Source organism: Wolbachia endosymbiont (group A) of Cydia splendana, assembly GCF_947179475.1.
Lineage (GTDB): Bacteria > Pseudomonadota > Alphaproteobacteria > Rickettsiales > Anaplasmataceae > Wolbachia > Wolbachia pipientis.
Window position 1 is genome coordinate 565,126 of sequence record NZ_CAMXBP010000001.1, and the last position, 19,100, is coordinate 584,225.

Consider the following 19,100-nt stretch of genomic DNA (forward strand, 5'->3'; position numbering starts at 1 on the left):
TTATTATAGAGTTTATATACAGAATTTATGTTTTTAAATTACATAATATCTTAACTACAAAAATAATTTTCTATATAATATTTCATATGTTTTAAAGCTTCATTTTTATGTTATTATAAATGTAAGTTTCAAGATTGAAAATAATATGGTAAATATTAACACAAAAAAACAGCCAGCAGGATTTTTCATATATCTCTCTGGTCTTTCGGGAAGTGGTAAACTTTCCACAGCAATAGAATTATCTAATATGATAGACGCATTAATTGTAAATAGCAAGTTCTATAACAATGTTCAAGCTTGCTCTATATACGATGGTGTCTTTGAACGTGATCAAATACCTAAAGAAGTTCAAGATAGAATATATGGCATTATGCAAATTATGCTTCAGGTAATAGAAAATTATCCGATTCACTCAAAAAATTACATATTTATTGATGAGTTGATGGAAAATAATGACCAGAACATGAGGATGTATGATTCAATAGTAAGGCTTAGTAAAAAAATGAACACAGAAATCCTTCCTGTGGTACTTAGGTGTGATCTACCGACATTACAAAAGCGTATTGCATTAAAAAGGCAAAGAAAAAATAGGAAGGTGATTAATCTAAATAGCATGATAGAGCAATGTAGGATTAACAATTTATTTACACCACCGAGTGCTATAGAGATAGAAAATTCAAATATGAGTATAAAAGAAGTAGCTCAAGAGATAGTAAACCAGATGCACAAGCTTAGCCAAATTGCGTGTATGCAAAAAAATAGTCTATAGCAATTTCATATACTGAGGCTCATTTAAATATAGAGCTTCAACTTCATTTAATTTTTGCTTGTTCTTCAGTCTATAATGAACTAATAGCCCTGCATGGCTAGCATTTAAATTGCAATCCATATGTGTACTGCTTGTAGCGTAACCGGGGTCACATGCTGCAGTTGGACCAGACAGCGGCAATAAATTGAAATCAAATAACTGTGTATAAAACCCTTGAGCATTTTTGATTATAGCTCTGATATTTTTTTTGCTATTTGCACAAAGCAAAGATATTGCGTAGGCTTGAACTTCCAGCGCACTAACCCCGTATAACGGCTTATTTGTAGCAAGATTTATACCTTGTGCAGCTGATATACCAACTCTAATTCCAGTGAAACTTCCTGGTCCAACTACTACCGCCAAATGATCTATTTTATCATAATTATAGTTGTGCTTATCAAATAAAGTACTTAGTATTTGAAAAAATGATTCTGCATGACTATTGCTGGTGGAATTGTGCTCTACAAAACAGTTACCATCATAATCAACTATTGCTATTGAACTACCAATACCTACAGTATCAATCGCTAAAATAGACATTACTTAAGCTTATCATAGAGTTTTGAAAATATTATAGTAAAGGCACCATTACCCATAACATTTGCTGAAGTGATTATTGGATCAAACACTATATACAATGCTGTAATTAACGAAAGCATTTCTGGAGAGAATTTGAGATATTTCTCAAGAATAGGTAGCATTACCATAATTCCTCCTGCCGGCACTGCCACGATAGCAAACTTAAATAACAAAAAATAGAGAAGAAAAGTTACATAATCTATTGTGAACAATGAATAACCGGAGGCAATTATCATTGATAATATTATGATAAAAAAGCAATCACCTACTAAATGAAAGCTAGCAGTTATTGGTACAACAGACGATGCTATGTCAGGTTGCTTTACATTTTTTTTGCTTCCTTCAAGAGTAAGTGGCATAGTTGCATTACTAGACATTGTGCTCATTGCAGTAATAAATGCCGGTATCATATTGCCTATACTAGCTATCCAGCTTGTGATCTTGAATGAATTTGCTGCTCCATATAAGAGGAAAACATAAAGGTAGGTTGCAGATGCTATAATAATGAAAATTATTGAGTAATCCTTAAATATTATAGATAAAACTTGATCATGCTGCATTTTTAAAGCAAGCCCAAGTACAAATATTGGAATAATCGGCGTCAAAAACGTCTTCAAAAGAAAGAGAGTTAAATCTAACATTTTGTTCGAAAGCTCTTTGCTTTTCTTGGGTAGCAGTGTGGACACTACTATGCTGGACACAAATCCACAGGCAAGGGCATAAAAATTAGAAAGCAATGCAGGCAGCCTAAACGACCATAAGGGAACAATTGTTTCTTCATACGTTATATCTTGTATTGAATGAGTGTTTTGTATGATAAAATGCCCAACAGAATAAGCTATTAAACTTGAAGCCAGATTTGACAAGAAGATCATTATAATAAGTAACAATATGAACTTTATAGCTGACTGCTTAAGATTGTTAACACTGCTAAAGATTAACGCAAAAATAATAAAAGGCATTATAAATAGCAAAACCTCTTTTATACTCAGGCTCGTTGAGTACAAGAAGGTTTTTGCTTCCATTGGAACTAAATGACCAAAGAATGCAACTGAAGTGATGACCGTGAGTAAGATTAATAGTTGTAGCACGTTCTTATATACCAATGTCCTATGGACATATATATGGTAAGTTAGTTGTTAAGTAAAGCAAAACTGTCTAAACTGCACAGCAAATGACGTAATGAAAGTAGCTGACACTGGAATGACAAAGAAGAGTGAAATTAGCACTCACTTATTATTCGTGTCGTTTTCAGTAAAAGCCTCCTCCCATGTGCCTTGAGTTGCTGCACGGCTATACTCTGTTACTCTATTTTCAAAGAAATTCGTATGTTCCACGCCATTTAGTATTTCATCAAGCCACGGAATAGGATTATCATTAACATCATATATGGACTCAAGACCTAATTGCATTAACCGTCTGTTTGCTACGTAGCGTATGTAATTGCGCACTTCTTCTGCAGATAGTCCTTCAACGTCTCCGAAATTAAAAGCAAGCTTTATAAACTCATCCTCAAGCTCAACAATAGTGCGGCATGCAGAATATAATTCCTCTTTAAACTCGTCGTCCCAAATTTCATTATTCTCTTTAATAAATGTATTAAACAACATGATAATTGAATTGGTGTGCAAAGTTTCATCACGGGCTGACCAGGCAATTATTTGTCCCATGCCTTTCATTTTTCCAAAGCGTTGAAAATTGAGCAAAATTGCAAATGATGCGAATAACTGCAACCCCTCGGTAAATGCACCAAACACCGCTAGAGTTTTAGCTACATGTTTTTTATCGTGTTTTTTGCTTTCCTCGAATTCTAACATGTATTCATACTTCTTTCTCATAGCATCATACTTTAAGAATGCTTGATACTCGCTTTCTGGCATGCCAATTGTGTCTAAAAGATAAGAATAAGCTGCAATGTGTATAGTTTCCATATTGGAAAAGCTTGCAAGCATCATGCATATTTCCGTTGGCTTAAATATATTTGAATAATGCCTCATGTAGCAGTTATTTACTTCAATGTCTGCCTGAGTAAAAAATCTAAAGATCTGGGTTAGTAGATTTTTTTCTACACTTGAAAGTTTAGTTTTCCAATCCTTTACGTCATCAGCAAGCGGAACTTCCTCAGGTATCCAATGGATTCTTTGTTGCTGCAGCCACGCATCATACGCCCAAGGGTAATTAAAAGGTTTGTATATTGGATCTGCTTCTAACAATGACATAAGACACCTATTATTTTCTAAAGTAAATATTATATTAAGTGATATTGAGAATCAGTCAATTTAACTTTTTTGAAATTTGACGGCAGATAATTTATTAGTGTATTATAGCTTCAAGTAATTTATCAACAGAAATGCGAGTATTAATATCTTTTATTTTATTATTTACAGTGAGCTGCACTCACACTATTCACAATCACGGAGCTCCTGGCATTAGTGTTGAATTGTGGAGCAAGATAAAAGTAGGTGACGATAAAGAAAAAGTGGTTCACACTTTAGGATCACCAACATTAGTATCAAAGTTCGATGACAATGTTTGGTACTATGTCTCATATAAAATTAAACAAGCCAATTTTTTAGGAAAAAGGAAGTATAGTAGTAAGTCTCTGCAAATTTCATTCGACCAGGACGGTAAAGTTGAAGATACAAAAGAAACTGACATCTTAGAGAGATCTTTGGCTGTTTCTGATTGAAAGTTTGCTCAGATCTTCCTACGTCATACCGCGGTTCATTCCATAACTGTACGAACATTGCAATTTGGGCCTACCAGAAGGGTGTCATGAAAGTAGCTGACACTAGTTCCTTTATGACGGCAGTGCCCAGACTACTTGGATCCAGGAAACTTAATTGCAAGTAATGCATTGGGTTTGGTAAGTATGGGTTTTGCGTTATAGAATGAAGCACTTTTGGTGAATTTGTAAAGAAAACTGGATCCCAGTGGGCTTTGTTGCATCGCTCTTCGGATAGTAGGTAACGCACAATAAATTTATGAAGCTATCTCAAATTTAGCCATACCAATATCAGTGAATTTATTAAGCAAATAGCATTTAGTTCTTTTTCTCGATTTGTCTCAGATTTATTCCTAAAACTAAACCCGAATGTTTGTTTCAGTCGCGAGAAAAAACTTTCTATATAAGATCTTTTTCCGTAGTTTGTTTGCCTTTTCCACCTCTTCATTCCATCTTCGCTGCATGATTTTATTAGTCTAATTGCAGCATTTCTCTCAGCCATATAGTCTAACTTTGGATGCTCTGCTGCGTTGTTTTTTGGAGGAATTTTCGTTTTTATACCATATTGATTACACAGCTTATAGAGCTTTTCTCTGTCATATGCCCTATCTGCATATAGTACTTTTATGACATACTGAAAATCGACTTCTTTTAGCAAATCACAAGCTCCATAGTGATCAGCCGTTACTGTATTTTACAGCTATGGCTTTTTTGCTGTTTGTATTCAACATTACATGCAATTTTCTTGTCTGTTCATAGCTGCGATACTTTCTATCTTCGCTATTTTCTTTGCTATGACCAGGAGTGTTGTTGTATATACTAATTCCTGTACTGTCTATAGCAATTTCGATATCTTCCATATTATTTTCTGCAATCATTGATCTTAATATTGAGTTTCTTAAACCTTCTTGATGATTGTGAATAGCTGATAACTTGCAAATTTTTCCCAATTTGCTCAAGGTATCCTGCTATAAACCCAACTGTTTGCCTCAGGCCTATTCTAAATAAACAAGTTATTATGTGCACCAAAATTACAACTTTATCGCTATAAATATTGTTGCCACCTGGTATTTTTGGACCATTCTCGTACCACTTTTCTATGGCTTCGTTGATATAATGAAAAATATTTCCTCTTTTTTCTAGAAATTTGTTATATTCGCTATGGTTACTGACCCTCATTTTTTGTGGCATATTTTTTCTTTCAAGGTTAAATGGCTATTTTATAATGAATTTTGTCAGTAGCCACCAGATTTTTTCAGTTGCTATGCAACAAAGCCCACTGGAATCCAGTTCTTATTATACAGCTATCTGGTGTACTTATTTAAAATTAAGTTTTCTGGATCTCAGTGCCAAAGCACTGGGATGACACCCTTCCTGGCGGAGATTATTCTCAAATCACAATGTTCGTACAGTTGTGGAATGAATTGCGGTATGACGTAGGAAAACCTTAGCTATAGCTTTAGAACTCCCAAAAGGTCAGAAGCATTGAATGACTTGACAGAAAGTTCAAACCCATATAAAATGTCCTTATTTCTTATATGTTAGGTATAGTATCAATTGCCTCAGATCATGCTGGTTATGAATTAAAATCAGAAATAAAACCTTACCTGGAAGCCCTAGGTTACAGAGTAGTAGATCAAGGCTGCACTGCTAAGCAAAAGTGTGTAGATTACCCAAACTATGCTGTTAAAGTTGTAGAAGATATAACAAGCAAAAAAGCAAATTATGGGATATTAATTTGTGGTACAGGTTTGGGCATGAGTACTGTGGCAAATCGTTTTGAAGGAATCTACGCTGCTTTATGTAACAGTGTTGAGATCGCAAAATTAGCTCGCGAGCATGGCAACGCAAATGTACTGTGTCTTGGTGCAGGATTTACTGCGAGTGGATTAGCAAAAGACATAGTCAAACAATTCCTCGAAACAGAATTTTCAAAAGAAAGCAGACATAAAAAACGCCTTGATAAACTCAGCAATATAACCTCTAAGAAAAAAAAAACAAAAACTTATAACGAAGATGAAATATCAAAATTCGCTAAAATGGCAGGCCAGTGGTGGGATGAGAACGGCAAATTCAAACCATTGCACATAATGAATCCTGTTAGAGTATCTTACATTATTGAGAAAATAAAAGAGTTAAAAAAATGCAATTTGAAAGAATTATCATTGCTTGATGTTGGATGCGGTGGTGGCATTTTGTCAGAGTCAATGGCACGCGTTGGCATTAACGTTGTGGGAATAGATGTATGTGAAGAAAACATAAAAGTAGCGCATTCACATGCAAAAAAAGTAGGGTTAAATATAGAATATATACACACCAGCATTGAAGAGCTAAGCAATGACAAGAAGTACGACGTGGTTCTGTTGATGGAAGTAGTTGAACATGTGGATAATTTAGAGCTTTTCATGAAAAAAGCGATAGAACTGCTAAAACCGAATGGGCTGATATTTATATCCACAATAAATAGAACTATCAAATCCTTCTGCCTTGCAATAATTGGTGCAGAGTACATATTAAATTGGCTGCCAAAAGGTACACATAACTGGAATAAATTTCTCAAGCCGTCAGAAATTGCAAATCACTTAAGAGAAAATAATGTAACGCTGCAAAACATGGCTGGCATGGAGTACAACGTAATAAAGCGTGAGTGGAATCTAACTAAAGGCGTGGATGTTAATTATATACTCTGCGGTTTGTTAGATTTAACTCTATAAAAGCACCATTTTCACTTCCAATACTTTGAAGGATCTTGGCCAGCTTTTATACAGTAGCCTTTATTAGTTAGCGCCCAACCGGAACGACAAGCATAATCTGTACCTACACGTTCATATCCAGGAGCAGCAACACACTTTCCATTCTCCAAGGTTTGACCTTTAAAAAGACAACAAACTTCTTTTTCTGTTACCTTTGTTACAATTTGAGGAGCACCAAAAAACACAGCAACAAACATACCCAGTGCGAAAAGTGCAGGCCAAGGCATTCTGCCAAATATTGCAAGTAAGCTTGAACCAATTATTACCACTGTAATCATTGGTCTACCTATTCCATGAACGTAACCTATTACATTACACATTACATCTGTTGCTCCATCAGCGTGTGCATCAAATGCATAGAAAACTATAAATAGAATTACAAGAAAATTTCTCATTGTTCTTTCAATAATCATGCCTGATTGTTTCTTATTTTAATAAAATTTCAGTAAATAGCTTTTTTCAAAAATTATGCTTAACCCAATCAATATTTATTTATTACTGCCTTTTTAATACTATAATTAACTCAGTTGATTTTTATCAAAATGCTAAACCATGGAACAATTCGAGAACTTTTACATCACCACGCCAGTATATTACGTAAACGATAAGCCGCATATTGGTCATGCATACACTTCTCTCTTGTGTGACGTGGTGGCAAGGTTCATGAAACTAGCTGGGAAAAATGTCAAATTTACCACCGGTACAGATGAACATGGACAAAAAATAGAAAAAGCAGCTAAAGCAAAGGAAATGCAGCCAAAAGAATTTACAGATGAAGTGAGCGTTTCATTTAAAGAATTGGCTAAGTTCATGAATTTTGAGTATGACGATTTTATTCGCACTACGGAGGAACGTCACAAAAAAGCAGTTATAGCTTTATGGAATAGACTTGAAGAGAGAGGGCAAATATATTTGGATTCCTATTCGGGTTGGTATTCAGTTCGTGATGAAGCATTTTATCAGGAGTCAGAGCTGATAGATGGCAAAGCACCAACAGGTGCTGAGGTCCAGTGGATAAAAGAAGAGAGTTACTTTTTTCGCTTATCAAACTGGCAAGAAAAATTACTGGAACTCTATAAAAATCAGCCAAGTTTTATCTTTCCTGAGAGCAGAAGAAATGAAGTGATATCGTTTGTAAGATCAGGGCTCATTGACCTCTCAATCTCTCGCACTAGTTTTAACTGGGGAATAAAAGTACCAGGTAATGACAAACACGTAATCTATGTTTGGATAGATGCATTAACCAATTATCTTACATCAATAGGTTTCCCTAGTACTGAAGGTGAGGAATATAAGAGGTTTTGGGCAGAACCAGAAACACAGATTCCAGTGTCAAGCACTGGAATGACACCAAACCAAGGGAAAACGCAGATTCCAGTGTCAAGCGCTGCAAACCTAGCTGACAACTCTTTCAACGTTCATGTAATCGGTAAAGACATATTGCGTTTTCATGCTGTATATTGGCCAGCGATTCTCCTTGCAGCAGACCTGCCACTGCCAAAACAAATTGCAGTTCATGGTTGGTGGTTGAACGAGGGAGAGAAAATATCCAAGTCCCTTGGTAATGTCATAGATCCAATTGGCCTCGCTCAAGAGTTTGGTGTTGATCAGCTACGCTATTTTCTCCTTCGGGAAGCAAGATTCGGCCAAGATGGCAACTTTAGTAAGAAAAATATGATCAGCCGGATAAATTCAGAACTGGCAAACAACATAGGCAATTTAGTACAAAGAACAATTTCATTTTTACACAAGCAATGTTCTGGAATTGTACCAACAATCGATCAAAGCCTACTTAAAGGTGAAGAAAGTCTTCCAGGTTGCAAAGCTATACTCGATCAAGTGATGAATCACCTATCAAAGTATGAATTTAACCAGATTATACTTCTAATTATCAACATCTCTTCTGAAGCAAATGCCTACATAGACAAAAGTGCACCCTGGACACTAAGCAAAACTGACAGAGAGCGCATGAATTTAGTAATTTACAAGTTACTGGAATATATCAGGATAATAGGCATTTTATTGCAGCCAATCGTTCCCAAGTCAGCAGAGATGATACTAAATCAACTGCAAATTCCGAAAGAACAACGAGATTTAAAATCTTTGTGCGACGCGTGCGTAAGTTCAGGCATAACATTGCCTAAACCTACGCCGGTTTTTTTGAGGGTTGATGCTAAAGAGGAGAAATAGTGTAAAAACTATTTCTCCTGGATGGGATTATCTTTAGTTAACGACGGTGCACACCGCTGTCTACATATTCAAGTTAGGTGGCAAGTGCCTTAGTTACTTTAGCAAAATGTGATTTAGTAACATCAGCATCTATCACTACTACTTCAGTCATTGCCGACTTAACCTTTCCTAGGCTCCATGCAAACCAGCCTTGACCATTTTCTTCTTTAGTTGGCTGACTTTCTGGGCTAGAAATCTCAGTACCTTTTTCATCACCAGATTCTGCATCATAAAATACATCCTGATCCTCAGAAAGACTCATTAAATACCTTTTAGCAGCATCAACATTTAAATGATCAGGTTGCTTAGGAACGTTATCAATATTCATCTGATTTTCCTGGCTAGGAGTCTCAGTTTTTAAATTTTCTTGTGTAGCCACATTCTTTTTTTCATCAGTTTGCTCTCTTAAAAATTGCCTTACCATCTTCTGTTTTTCTCTAAACAAAAAATCAAATAATATTGGAGAAAGCTCTAGCTTTGCCCCCTCTGGAATAACAATACCATTACCTTGAGATTCACTTGAAAGTTGACTAGCACCACTTGCTTGATCTGCCTTATTACCAAACATCAAGTTTTTAACACTATTCCAGTATGGTGAAAATTTTTCTGAGACCCATGAAAATTCTATTTTAGTTGATGGCATAGTATCATAAATATTTTTTAATTTATTTCCAACACTATTAAATTTCCCTTTTGCTTGTGAAATAATGGCTTGCTCTTGAGTTTGTACTTCGAAATCTCTCTTAGTAAGCTGCTGGTTTATGCTATCAAATTCTACCGCATTACCTGGCTGAGAAGCATTAATCCTTCTGGTTGCAGCCAACTCATTTTTCATTCTAAAAATCTCCCGATCTTTCTCAGAAATAGTTTTATCTTTATCTTCTATCTCTTTTGCTTGATTAGCCAGTTGAGTATTTTTTTCGGATATTTCTTTTACTTTCTCAGAAATTATTTTACCTTTAGCTTCTACTTTACTTTTTTCATCAGAAAGCTGAGCTTCCTTCTCAGAAATAGTTTTGTTCTTACTAACTGCTGCATACGAAAGTGCAATAGCTACAGCAGAAAATACAGCACCACCAATAATAAATGGAAGGCCAACACTTAATGCTGCAACTGGAGCTAAGAAACCAATATAAGGAGCTGCAGCAAACACTCCAGATGCTAATAAAGTTAAAGCAGCCAGAGTTCCAGCTATATAATAGGGTACATTGTTTTTATTCATCATCTCACGTATTATAAAATATAATACCATTATAAAAGGATTTTTAAGAAGTTGTCAAGCTATCTTTACATAAAAAAATAATTGATAAACTTGGGAACAAGAAGATTGCTGTCAAGCTATGAACTATGCCTTTCCGTGTAATCTTTAAATGCACCTCTGTTAGAGTCAAAATATAGCTTCACACTGCCAATTGGTCCATTTCTCTGCTTTGCAATAATGAGCTCTGCAATGTTTCTAATTTTTTCCATTTTCTCTTGCCATTCCCGATGTTTATTGTTTCCTTCATTTGGCTGTTTTCTTAGTTCATAATACTCTTCTCTATAGAGAAACATTACTATATCTGCGTCTTGCTCTATGCTCCCTGAATCACGTAAATCAGAAAGTTGTGGTTTTTTATCATCCCTCTGCTCAACAGAACGAGAGAGCTGAGATAGTGCAACAATGGGAATATTTAGCTCCTTTGCAATTGCTTTCAAACCCTGCGTCACTTCCGAGATTTCTTGCACTCTATTTTCATTACTCCTTTTTGTTGTTCCTCTGATTAGCTGCAAATAATCAATGAATACCACTTCTACATTATATAATTGATACAGCAAGCGTATTCTGGTGCGAAGGGCACTAATTGATAGCGCAGGGGTGTCATCTATGATGAAAGGCAGTTCAGATAATTCTGTACTAGTATTGATAAATTCATGCAATTCAAAATCACTAATTCTCCCGGTTAATGCCTTATAATAACTAATTCCTGAATCTATAGTGATCAGCCTTGCAGTTAATTGCTCTGCTGACATTTCAAGCGAGAAAAACGCTACATAGTGTTGCTTATCTGCTCTTTTTTGCAACATCTTACAAGCATTAAGTGCGATGTTTAGCGCCAATGCTGTTTTACCCATAGAAGGCCTTGCAGCTAAAATTAATAAATCAGATTTTTGTAGACCACCAAGAAGCTGATTTAGATCTTGAAGTCCGGTTGTAACGCCTAGCGCTTCTGGATTATTTTTCAGTGTGCTGATCTTCTCAACTACATCTTTAATTGAACTTGCAAGTTTTATATATGTTTTCTCACCTTGTTTTTTTACTGCCAAATTGAACAATTTTGTCATTGCTTGTTCAATTTGCGCCTGTGCAGGATTTTCAATATCGTAGTTGTAGCTATCACCAACTATTTCTTGCCCGAGCTTGATTAAACATCTCCTTAAGTAAGTATCACGGATTATTCTAGTCAAACTATAAATATCAAGTGCAATACTTGCCTTCGCTGCAAGCTTTGCTAAGTACTCTACCCCACCACACTCGGTAAATGCTTGGTCGTTTTCAAAAAACATTTTAAGGCTCAGTTCATTGGCAACTATGCCATGTTTTCTGGTTTTAGATATTTGCGTAAAAATACTTTGATGCAGTGGATCATAGAAATTTTCTGCTGTAATTGTGTCTTCAACTGCATCACAGATTCTATTATCACGAATCATTGCACCAATAAGCATCTGTTCAGCTTCTAAATTATGCGGTAATTTACATATTTCCTTATCTACACTTCTTGAACTGAGGAGATTGGCTAATTCATTCATTTTAAGTTTTGAGAGTAATTGTTGATTATTGTAGAATATTTAGTTTTGATTTGAAAGACATATAAAATTTGACTAATTCCGTGTTGCCTATAGCATTAAAACTTAATGCCCCTGTGGTGGAATGGTAGACACGGCAGACTCAAAATCTGTTGCTTGCAAAAGCATGCTGGTTCAAGTCCGGCCAGGGGCAGGTTAAATATTGGAAAGTATATATATGTTACATAAATTTTTTAATCGTTTATTTTCTATTTTTTCTTCTATAAATGTTATTCAAAAGGTAAAGAAAGATGAAAATGGGATATGTTATGTAACGGGCCTCAGGCGCTATATATCAGTATTGCTTGATTTGATTATTATCGTTTTGTTCTTGCAGTTTTGCAGCCAAGCCTTAAATCAGCTCTTTATGAACTCAGAGGATAGCAAAATATTAAGTCAAATTGCTGCAAAATCCCCAATGCAAGCACCACTGTCTGCGGAAGAAAAGACAACGCAGAGTAGACTTATAAAATTACTAATCCTAAATCAAATAGTCCAGTTTATTATGCTCTTTTGCTATGTAATATATATGTGGGTAAAGTTTGCTACTACACCTGGAAAACTATTATTTGGGCTTAGAGTTGTGGATGCACAAACTTTCGAAAAGATGACCCTAAAACAAGCAACAAAGAGATTTTTTTCCTTTATATTGTCAGTTGCACCATTGTTCTTGGGCTTTTTATGGTCAAATTTCAACAAACGCTGTCAAACTTGGCACGATAAGATCGCAGGCACAGTGGTTGTCACGAGTAAAAGCCTTAGAAGGCAGAGCTAAAAACTACTTGACACCCTTCGCCAGTCCCTTTATCATGATACTGAAGGTATTCATTTATCTTCAATCTGTGCAGATTAAACGACAACAGTATTACGTATTGGCGTCTTATTTTTAATTTTTTGCACTATGTGCATGCACTGGGATGACACCTCTGGGCACTGCCGTCGTAAAGGAACCAGTGTCAGCTACTCGGATGACAAAGGAGGACAGTGTCTCAGCTACTTTCATGACACCATTTGCTGTCTTTAAAAATGAATGTTCTTACAATTGTGCGTCATGCGCTTTATTAAATATTTTACTTAAAAATCTAATTTCTTATTATACAAGAGATAAGCAATTCATTGATGATGAAAAATTACAAAAAGGGGCATAGAAAGCGCCTAAGAGAGAAAATTATTTTAGATAATGGACAATCATTACTTGATTATGAAGTTTTAGAGCACATTTTATATTCAGCATATAGTAGAATTGATGTAAAACCGGTGGCAAAGAGTTTGATAGAAAGTTTTGGCAGCTTAAATAAAGTTTTTAATGCTGACCTGGAAGCGCTGCAAAACGTTGATGATGTCAGCAATGCAGCGATATCTGCCATCTTTTGTGTAAAACAAGCCTTTGTTCGTTCTGCAAGAGAAGAAATAAAAAACCTGCCTGTAATCGATAACCATACGCGTCAAGTTAAGGAAATAAAGGTATGAAAGAGATAGAATAATAAGGTATAAGTTCTCCCAGATATACTTTTAGTGAGAGAACCAATGAATAAAATAACTTGCTTATCAAAAAAGCTCAAAGAATTTTTTAATGAAAAAGCAGAGAAAATCTCAATTACAACAAGGTTTATAAAAAGAAAGAGAAAGCTAAAAGGTTCATCATTCGTAAAAGCCATGGTCTTGGGTAATATAGGAGTTGATAATTGTAGCGTAGAAACAATGTGTCAATTACTAAACGAGGACTCGATAGATATAACAAAACAAGGTTTGGATTTTAGATTTACTGAAGAAGCAGTGGAATTTATGAAAAGGATGTATAATGAATCTGTGATTCTCTTTAAAAATATCTTGCAAGTTGATTGCAAAATCTTACAGCAATTTAATAGTGTTAAATTATTGGACAGTAGCTATATTACTCTACCTAACAGTATGGAAGAGATGTATAAAGGTTATGGTACTAGCTACAGTGGCTATGAAAGCAATACTAAGTCTGGAATAAAGTTACAATTAGTTTTCGACTACATGAATCAGATAATAGACCAACTTAATTTAACGGAGGGGGTAAGATCAGACCAGGGATATAGGAAACATTTAAGTAATATATTAAGCAATGATTTGCTAATATCTGATCTCGGTTATTTTGTGCCAAGTTCTTTTAAACAAATCAATGAAATAGGAGCTTATTTCATAAGTCGTTATAAATCCGATACCAACATATATGATGTAGAAACAAATCAAAAAATGGAGTTATTAGAATGTTTAGAGGATAAGTTATTTTTAGAAAACGAGGTATTGTTAGGAAAAGAAGCAAAAATTAGAGTAAGAATTATATGTCAGAAACTAACTGAAGAACAGTCTATGGCCAGAAGAAGGAAAGCTAATAGATTAGCAAGATCGCAGGGATATACATCCTCTAAAAGAAATCAAAAATTGTTGAACTGGTCAATATTTATAACTAATGTTCCAGAAAATAAAATTAGTGCTGAGCAAGTATTAACGATTTACAGAGTAAGGTGGCAAATTGAGTTATTATTTAAATTGTATAAAAGCCATATCAGGCTTGATAAGCTAAAAGGAAAGCCATGCAGAGTATTATGTGAACTATATGCTAAATTGTGCGCAATTCTTATATTTCACGGCATAGTTGGTTGCACAGAAGTGAAAAAGAATACAGAACTTAGCTTAACAAAGGCATTTATTGAGCTAAAAAGGCGGGTTAGAGAGTTATTTTTAGTATTAACCAAAATTAATAGTTTAAAAGCATTTCTTAAAAAACTCACTATAACTTGGTCGCGATTTTCATTAAAAGACAAACGTAGAAGGGCTAGAGTATCCACTTTAACCTCTCTAAATTTGCTCACAATCTCTTAACTTGACGCGTATGGTAATCGATAACTGGGAAAAATTGCTTGATTATTTAAGAATAAGTATAGGAAGCCTCAATAAGGAAAATTTTCGTGTCATCTATATGAATAAAAAGTATCGTCTAATAGCGGAAGACCTGCAAAATATTGGTACAGTAGATCAAACTCCTCTTTATGTCAGAGAGATCATCAAGCGCGCACTTTTGATTGGTTCAACATCCATTGTAATATCTCACAATCATCCAAGCGGAGATACACAACCTTCAAATAGCGATATATCTCTCACTAGACAACTAGCAGAAGCTTGCCAAAGTATAGGAATAGAATTAATAGACCACATTATTATTACATTCAGTAGCTATTTTAGTTTCAAGGAAAATAGGTTGTTGTGAAAGCCTTTATAGCTACAGTAACTTAGATTTACCGACAATCGTCATTCCGCTACGTGTTAGCGGCTAAGAGATACCGTGAATGAATCGCGGTATGACGTAGATTGCTGTCATCCCGCTGCTTGTTAGCGGCTGAGATACCGCCGCGGTATAGTAACTCGTCATCCCGCTACGTGTTAGCGGGATCTATCCGCGGTGGTATGACGGTAAGATTTATTGTGGCATGATGGTGTAGTATAATGTTGATAAACCTCAGTTACTTTAGCTATAAACGATTAAGATGAAGTTATCATATATCTATATACTTACAAATAAAGCTAATAGCACATTATATATTGGTGTAACTGCAAATTTGATCAAGAGGATTTGGGAACACAAAAACAAAATTGTTTCAGGTTTTACATCAAGATATAATGTAAATAAACTTGTATATTTTGAAGAGTTTGAAGATATAAGTTTAGCTATTGCAAGAGAAAGGCGCCTGAAAGAATGGCCAAGGCAGTGGAAAATTAATTTGATCAATCAAAAGAATCCTAGCTGGGTTGACTTATATTACTTAGCTTTAAGATAGCTATGCTGAGATCCCGCTAACACGTAGCGGGATGACGAGAAAGGAGTGGCGGTATGACGGTTCGCGGTGGTATGACGTAGTAGCTATTTCTTGCAATCAAGTTTCGTTAAAAGTCAGATTGAATGGTTAAATCTTCCACCCAAATAACCACGCACTCTACTTGCTTGTTTGGATATATTTCTTGTACTAAGGTTTTATAGATTAACATCTGTTTTTTTATTTCATTTAATAAGGAAACAGAAACGTTACGGTGTGATTTGTAGTCAATTATGATTGCTTTATCTTGCGTTATGCATAGCCTATCTAGTCGTACTAATACTGACTTGCCATCAATTGTTCCACTCAGTGTAATCTCTGATTTGCCTTCCAAGTCAAACAAATAGCCATATTTTTCATTAAAGGCTAATATTTTACTGTAAATTTCATCCTTATCTTCGCTGATGTTATCAAGGTATTTTCTGACCCAATTTTTTCTCCTTTCTTTTTCTATCTTGGGCATATACTGCAATATGCTGTGAATAATCAGGCCTCTTGCATAACCATCTGTCATCCAAGTAGCTGACACTGGGATCCATTCTGCTCCTTCTTTTTCACTGGATTCCAGCGTCACGCGCTGGGATGACACCGAAGAGTGGGCTAAAGCTGGTGGAAGGGAAATGACCGGAACGTCAAAGTAATCACGTTTTTTATAAATGTAAGGGTAGTTTGCATTCACGCATAATACTTCAACTTTTTCTTTAAATATTGGCCGTAAACCCCTTTGTTTCTTTTCATATGGTTCTCCATACTTAGTGATTAGATCATACCAAGAGCCCTTTTGCACTGGCTCTTTACTTAAGATGTATAACTCATCTTCAGCACGCGTGAGTGCTACGTATAATAAACGCAAATATTCATTATAATCCTCTAGTTTTTTCTCTCTTTTTACTTGATCGCAATAAGCGTTGTTGTTTTTTCCACACCAAAATGGTGCTTCCGTTCCATCAAAGATAATGCTTTCACTGTTTCTTGGCACTGTGTTTGTATCAACCAAAAATACTATGGGAGCTTGCAGACCTTTTGATTTGTGAATTGTCATTATTCGCACAGCATTGCGTTCTGATTGCATATCATTCTTAATCTCCGGATTATTCTCCTTGATCCATTGAACAAACGCTTGAAGAGATGGGTTTTCAAATTGCAACACGAGGTTCATAAATTCGTCTAGGACCTCAAAGCACTCAAGACCTAGCCTTGCAGCAAATTTCTTCTTACCTGTACGTAATATATGCGTAAATAGTGCAAGAGGAGACTCTATGCGAGATAAGTTAATGAGATAGTTTAATTCACTATAGATAACCACAGAATAATCGTGAATTCTTTCCCATAGTGAATGCTCTTTACGGTCGTATGCAATGTTAAATAAATCATCCTCGGTGAAATTAAATAGCGGTGATTTTAAAGCATTTGCAAGAGCTAAATCATTTGCCTGGAGGAGTAAAAATTCGGCCAAAGCTATTAAGTCCTGCACGGCTATATAGTTCATAATTCTAAAATAATCCCGGCCTACAACTGGCACATTTGCTTTTTTAAGTTCGCTTATTATGTAATCAACTAACACGTTTCGTTGTCGCACCAAAATCATAATGTCTCTTGGCTCTATATGGCGATCTTTAGTGACTAAAATCCGCCCTTCGTTTAACCAATTGTGAATTCTGTTAGCTATTGTTTGAGCAAGTAATCGATCTGCTATTGTATAACCTTCCTTGCATGTCAGAGGAATTTGTAAAGCTCGCTGTTCTTTCTCTTTGCGCCTTGGTAACGCTGGCCAAATTTCAATATATCCTTGGTCATTTTCTCTATGTGGAACATGTTTTATTTCATTATCATTAAAAGATATTTCTGCGCGGAAGTTATTAAATATTCTATCTACAAGCATCAAAACTTCTGGAGTTGAGCGAAATGACTTTTCAAGTTGGCATGATATCCAATCTCTACCACCAGTTTTCGTATGAAAGTATTGTTGCATATAGTTGAATAGATGGGGATTTGCTCCTTGAAATCTGTATATGGATTGTTTTACGTCACCAACTACAAATAAGGTTCGCTTTTCATCATTACCGGCAAAAAATTCATCGCAGAGATTTGTTATAATTTTCCACTGGCTGATGCTATTGTCTTGTGCCTCGTCAACAAGGATGTGATCTATTTTTTGATCCAAGTTAAACAATATCCAATCTTTATAGTTTGGATTGCTGAGAAGATTTGTTGCTAAGTCAATTATATCATTGTAGTCAAGCAGTGCATTTTTTGATTTTTCACTATTATACAAATCAACATATACTTTAAATACACCAAGTAAGCTACTGGTTTTCTTGAATATTTGATAAGAGTTCATGTCTCTTATATGGGTAAATACTACATTCTGAACGCTCTCTATTATTTGCTCTGCATCTTTGAATTTCTCCAAAATACTTTTTGTTGCAATGGATGATATGCTCTTTTTTTCGTGCGATTCTGATTTTAGAAATACCTTGGCTAGGTTTCCTATTTTGGTGTCATTCCACTTTATTCCGGTGTCATCTGAGTAGCTGACACTGGTTCTTTTTTTCTGGATCCCAGCTGGGATGACAGTAGAATAAAGTATTTCACTATAACTCTGATCTCTTTTACTGCCTTCACTTAATATCTCGGCTAGTCTTTCCACGTGCTCGATTGTTTCACTCTGTAAGTCATGAATTTCATCTGGGGCGCTCAATTTATCTTTGATATATTTCGAATCATTTGCTGATATCGATCTTTTTATACATAAAGTATAAAGCAAATCGCGTAGTTTATTTTCATCAATTTCAGTTGCAATAAGGTTGATATCATCCTGCACAGTTTCGTTATGAAGCACTTTATTGAATATGATGGAATGTAATTCTTTGCATTCGCTCAGCGTGCAATTTGGAGCAATGCCAGCTTCTATAGGAAAGCTGGAGATTAATTTGTAACAGAAAGCGTGTATGGTTTGTATAGTTAGACCAAGATTTTCCAGTTCAGAGAAAAGCCTTCTTGCTCTTGTTAAATAATCTTTATTTTTTCTGGATCCCAGTGTCACGCACTGGGATGACATTGGAAAGAAATCTAGTTGTTCTAGATCTGCTGCCAACACACTATCTGAACATATTGCCCACTTACTGAGTATGCTGTGAATGCGATTCTCCATTTCGTTTGCTGCAGCATTGGTGAATGTTAAGCAAAGAATATTTCTTTTGTTTTCTAATAAAAGTCTCAATACTCTGTCTATTAAGATTTTTGTTTTGCCTGTACCAGCGGACGCATTTACCCACACAGAGAAATTAGGATTTATGGCATTTGATCTCATCAGAAGTGCGAGAACCTTATAAAAG

General features: G+C 35.4%; 18 protein-coding genes, 1 tRNA gene and 1 pseudogene. 11 read left to right on the plus strand and 9 right to left on the minus strand.

The features are described 5' to 3' along the window. Positions 1 to 145 precede the first annotated feature (145 nt). A complete protein-coding gene (locus tag OM961_RS02745; protein WP_155969020.1) occupies positions 146 to 769 on the plus strand; it encodes a DEAD/DEAH box helicase family protein in 624 nt (207 codons plus the stop codon). Here OM961_RS02745 and tsaB read toward each other — a convergent pair. The 3 genes from tsaB to OM961_RS02760 form a co-directional block, all read right to left on the minus strand. Beyond that, complete coding sequence (tsaB, locus tag OM961_RS02750) at positions 764 to 1,348, minus strand: tRNA (adenosine(37)-N6)-threonylcarbamoyltransferase complex dimerization subunit type 1 TsaB (RefSeq protein WP_155969018.1); 585 nt, start codon at positions 1,346 to 1,348, stop codon at positions 764 to 766. The two genes, OM961_RS02745 and tsaB, sit on opposite strands and share 6 nt — an antisense overlap. Further along, complete coding sequence (locus OM961_RS02755; RefSeq protein ID WP_264339318.1) at positions 1,348 to 2,478, minus strand: dicarboxylate/amino acid:cation symporter; 1,131 nt, start codon at positions 2,476 to 2,478, stop codon at positions 1,348 to 1,350. Before OM961_RS02755 ends, tsaB begins: the two co-directional genes overlap by 1 nt. 138 nt (positions 2,479 to 2,616) lie before the next feature. Beyond that, positions 2,617 to 3,606, minus strand: a complete 990-nt coding sequence (locus tag OM961_RS02760; protein WP_155969016.1) for a ribonucleotide-diphosphate reductase subunit beta — start codon at positions 3,604 to 3,606, stop codon at positions 2,617 to 2,619. Positions 3,607 to 3,737: 131 nt separating this feature from the next. On the opposite strand from OM961_RS02760, the gene OM961_RS02765 reads away from it, so the two are divergent. Then, complete coding sequence (locus OM961_RS02765; protein ID WP_006279908.1) at positions 3,738 to 4,076, plus strand: outer membrane protein assembly factor BamE; 339 nt, start codon at positions 3,738 to 3,740, stop codon at positions 4,074 to 4,076. Between the two features lie 70 nt (positions 4,077 to 4,146). Here the strand turns inward: OM961_RS02765 and OM961_RS02770 are convergent, their stop codons facing one another. Together OM961_RS02770 and OM961_RS07585 are read right to left on the minus strand one after the other, a co-directional pair. Then, the gene (locus OM961_RS02770) at positions 4,147 to 4,362 is read right to left on the minus strand and encodes a hypothetical protein (RefSeq protein ID WP_264339319.1); all 216 of its coding nucleotides are present in this window, start codon (positions 4,360 to 4,362) and stop codon (positions 4,147 to 4,149) included. Between the two features lie 7 nt (positions 4,363 to 4,369). Then, positions 4,370 to 5,303: pseudogene (locus OM961_RS07585) on the minus strand (IS5 family transposase). Positions 5,304 to 5,650: 347 nt separating this feature from the next. On the opposite strand from OM961_RS07585, the gene ubiG reads away from it, so the two are divergent. Further along, positions 5,651 to 6,826, plus strand: coding sequence for a bifunctional 2-polyprenyl-6-hydroxyphenol methylase/3-demethylubiquinol 3-O-methyltransferase UbiG (gene ubiG, locus OM961_RS02790; protein WP_174515933.1), 1,176 nt, complete (start codon positions 5,651 to 5,653; stop codon positions 6,824 to 6,826). An 11-nt stretch (positions 6,827 to 6,837) separates the two neighbouring features. On the opposite strand, the gene OM961_RS02795 is transcribed toward ubiG, so the two are convergent. Then, complete coding sequence (locus tag OM961_RS02795) at positions 6,838 to 7,278, minus strand: TrbC/VirB2 family protein (protein WP_264339322.1); 441 nt, start codon at positions 7,276 to 7,278, stop codon at positions 6,838 to 6,840. A gap of 139 nt (positions 7,279 to 7,417) precedes the next feature. Between OM961_RS02795 and metG the strand changes: the two genes are divergently transcribed. Next, positions 7,418 to 9,055, plus strand: a complete 1,638-nt coding sequence (gene metG / locus OM961_RS02800) for a methionine--tRNA ligase (protein WP_264339323.1) — start codon at positions 7,418 to 7,420, stop codon at positions 9,053 to 9,055. 73 nt (positions 9,056 to 9,128) lie between these two features. Here metG and OM961_RS02805 read toward each other — a convergent pair whose 3' ends face one another. After that, positions 9,129 to 10,316, minus strand: a complete 1,188-nt coding sequence (locus OM961_RS02805; protein ID WP_264339325.1) for a hypothetical protein — start codon at positions 10,314 to 10,316, stop codon at positions 9,129 to 9,131. A gap of 116 nt (positions 10,317 to 10,432) precedes the next feature. Continuing rightward, positions 10,433 to 11,884, minus strand: a complete 1,452-nt coding sequence (locus OM961_RS02810) for a replicative DNA helicase (protein ID WP_015589094.1) — start codon at positions 11,882 to 11,884, stop codon at positions 10,433 to 10,435. Positions 11,885 to 11,991: 107 nt separating this feature from the next. On the opposite strand from OM961_RS02810, the gene OM961_RS02815 reads away from it, so the two are divergent. From OM961_RS02815 to OM961_RS02845, 7 genes are all read left to right on the plus strand, one after another. Next, a tRNA-Leu gene (locus OM961_RS02815) sits at positions 11,992 to 12,074 on the plus strand. Positions 12,075 to 12,098: 24 nt separating this feature from the next. Next, on the plus strand, positions 12,099 to 12,695 hold the full coding sequence (locus OM961_RS02820; RefSeq protein ID WP_015589093.1) for an RDD family protein: 597 nt from the start codon (positions 12,099 to 12,101) through the stop codon (positions 12,693 to 12,695). Positions 12,696 to 12,837: 142 nt separating this feature from the next. Next, positions 12,838 to 13,068, plus strand: a complete 231-nt coding sequence (locus OM961_RS02825) for a hypothetical protein (protein ID WP_041573522.1) — start codon at positions 12,838 to 12,840, stop codon at positions 13,066 to 13,068. Continuing rightward, positions 13,040 to 13,390: a JAB domain-containing protein gene (locus OM961_RS02830; RefSeq protein ID WP_264339326.1), complete on the plus strand. Its 351-nt coding sequence runs from the start codon at positions 13,040 to 13,042 to the stop codon at positions 13,388 to 13,390. Before OM961_RS02825 ends, OM961_RS02830 begins: the two co-directional genes overlap by 29 nt. Positions 13,391 to 13,447: 57 nt before the next feature. Then, entirely contained in the window at positions 13,448 to 14,773 is a 1,326-nt protein-coding gene (locus tag OM961_RS02835; protein WP_264339118.1) for an IS4 family transposase, read from the plus strand. A 10-nt stretch (positions 14,774 to 14,783) separates the two neighbouring features. Next, positions 14,784 to 15,158 (plus strand): JAB domain-containing protein, encoded by a 375-nt coding sequence (locus tag OM961_RS02840; RefSeq protein ID WP_264339328.1) that lies wholly within the window; start codon positions 14,784 to 14,786, stop codon positions 15,156 to 15,158. 277 nt (positions 15,159 to 15,435) lie between these two features. Further along, a complete protein-coding gene (locus OM961_RS02845) occupies positions 15,436 to 15,726 on the plus strand; it encodes a GIY-YIG nuclease family protein (RefSeq protein WP_007549156.1) in 291 nt (96 codons plus the stop codon). Between the two features lie 106 nt (positions 15,727 to 15,832). Here OM961_RS02845 and OM961_RS02850 read toward each other — a convergent pair whose 3' ends face one another. Beyond that, positions 15,833 to 19,075, minus strand: coding sequence for a UvrD-helicase domain-containing protein (locus OM961_RS02850; protein WP_264339330.1), 3,243 nt, complete (start codon positions 19,073 to 19,075; stop codon positions 15,833 to 15,835). Positions 19,076 to 19,100: the final 25 nt, after the last annotated feature.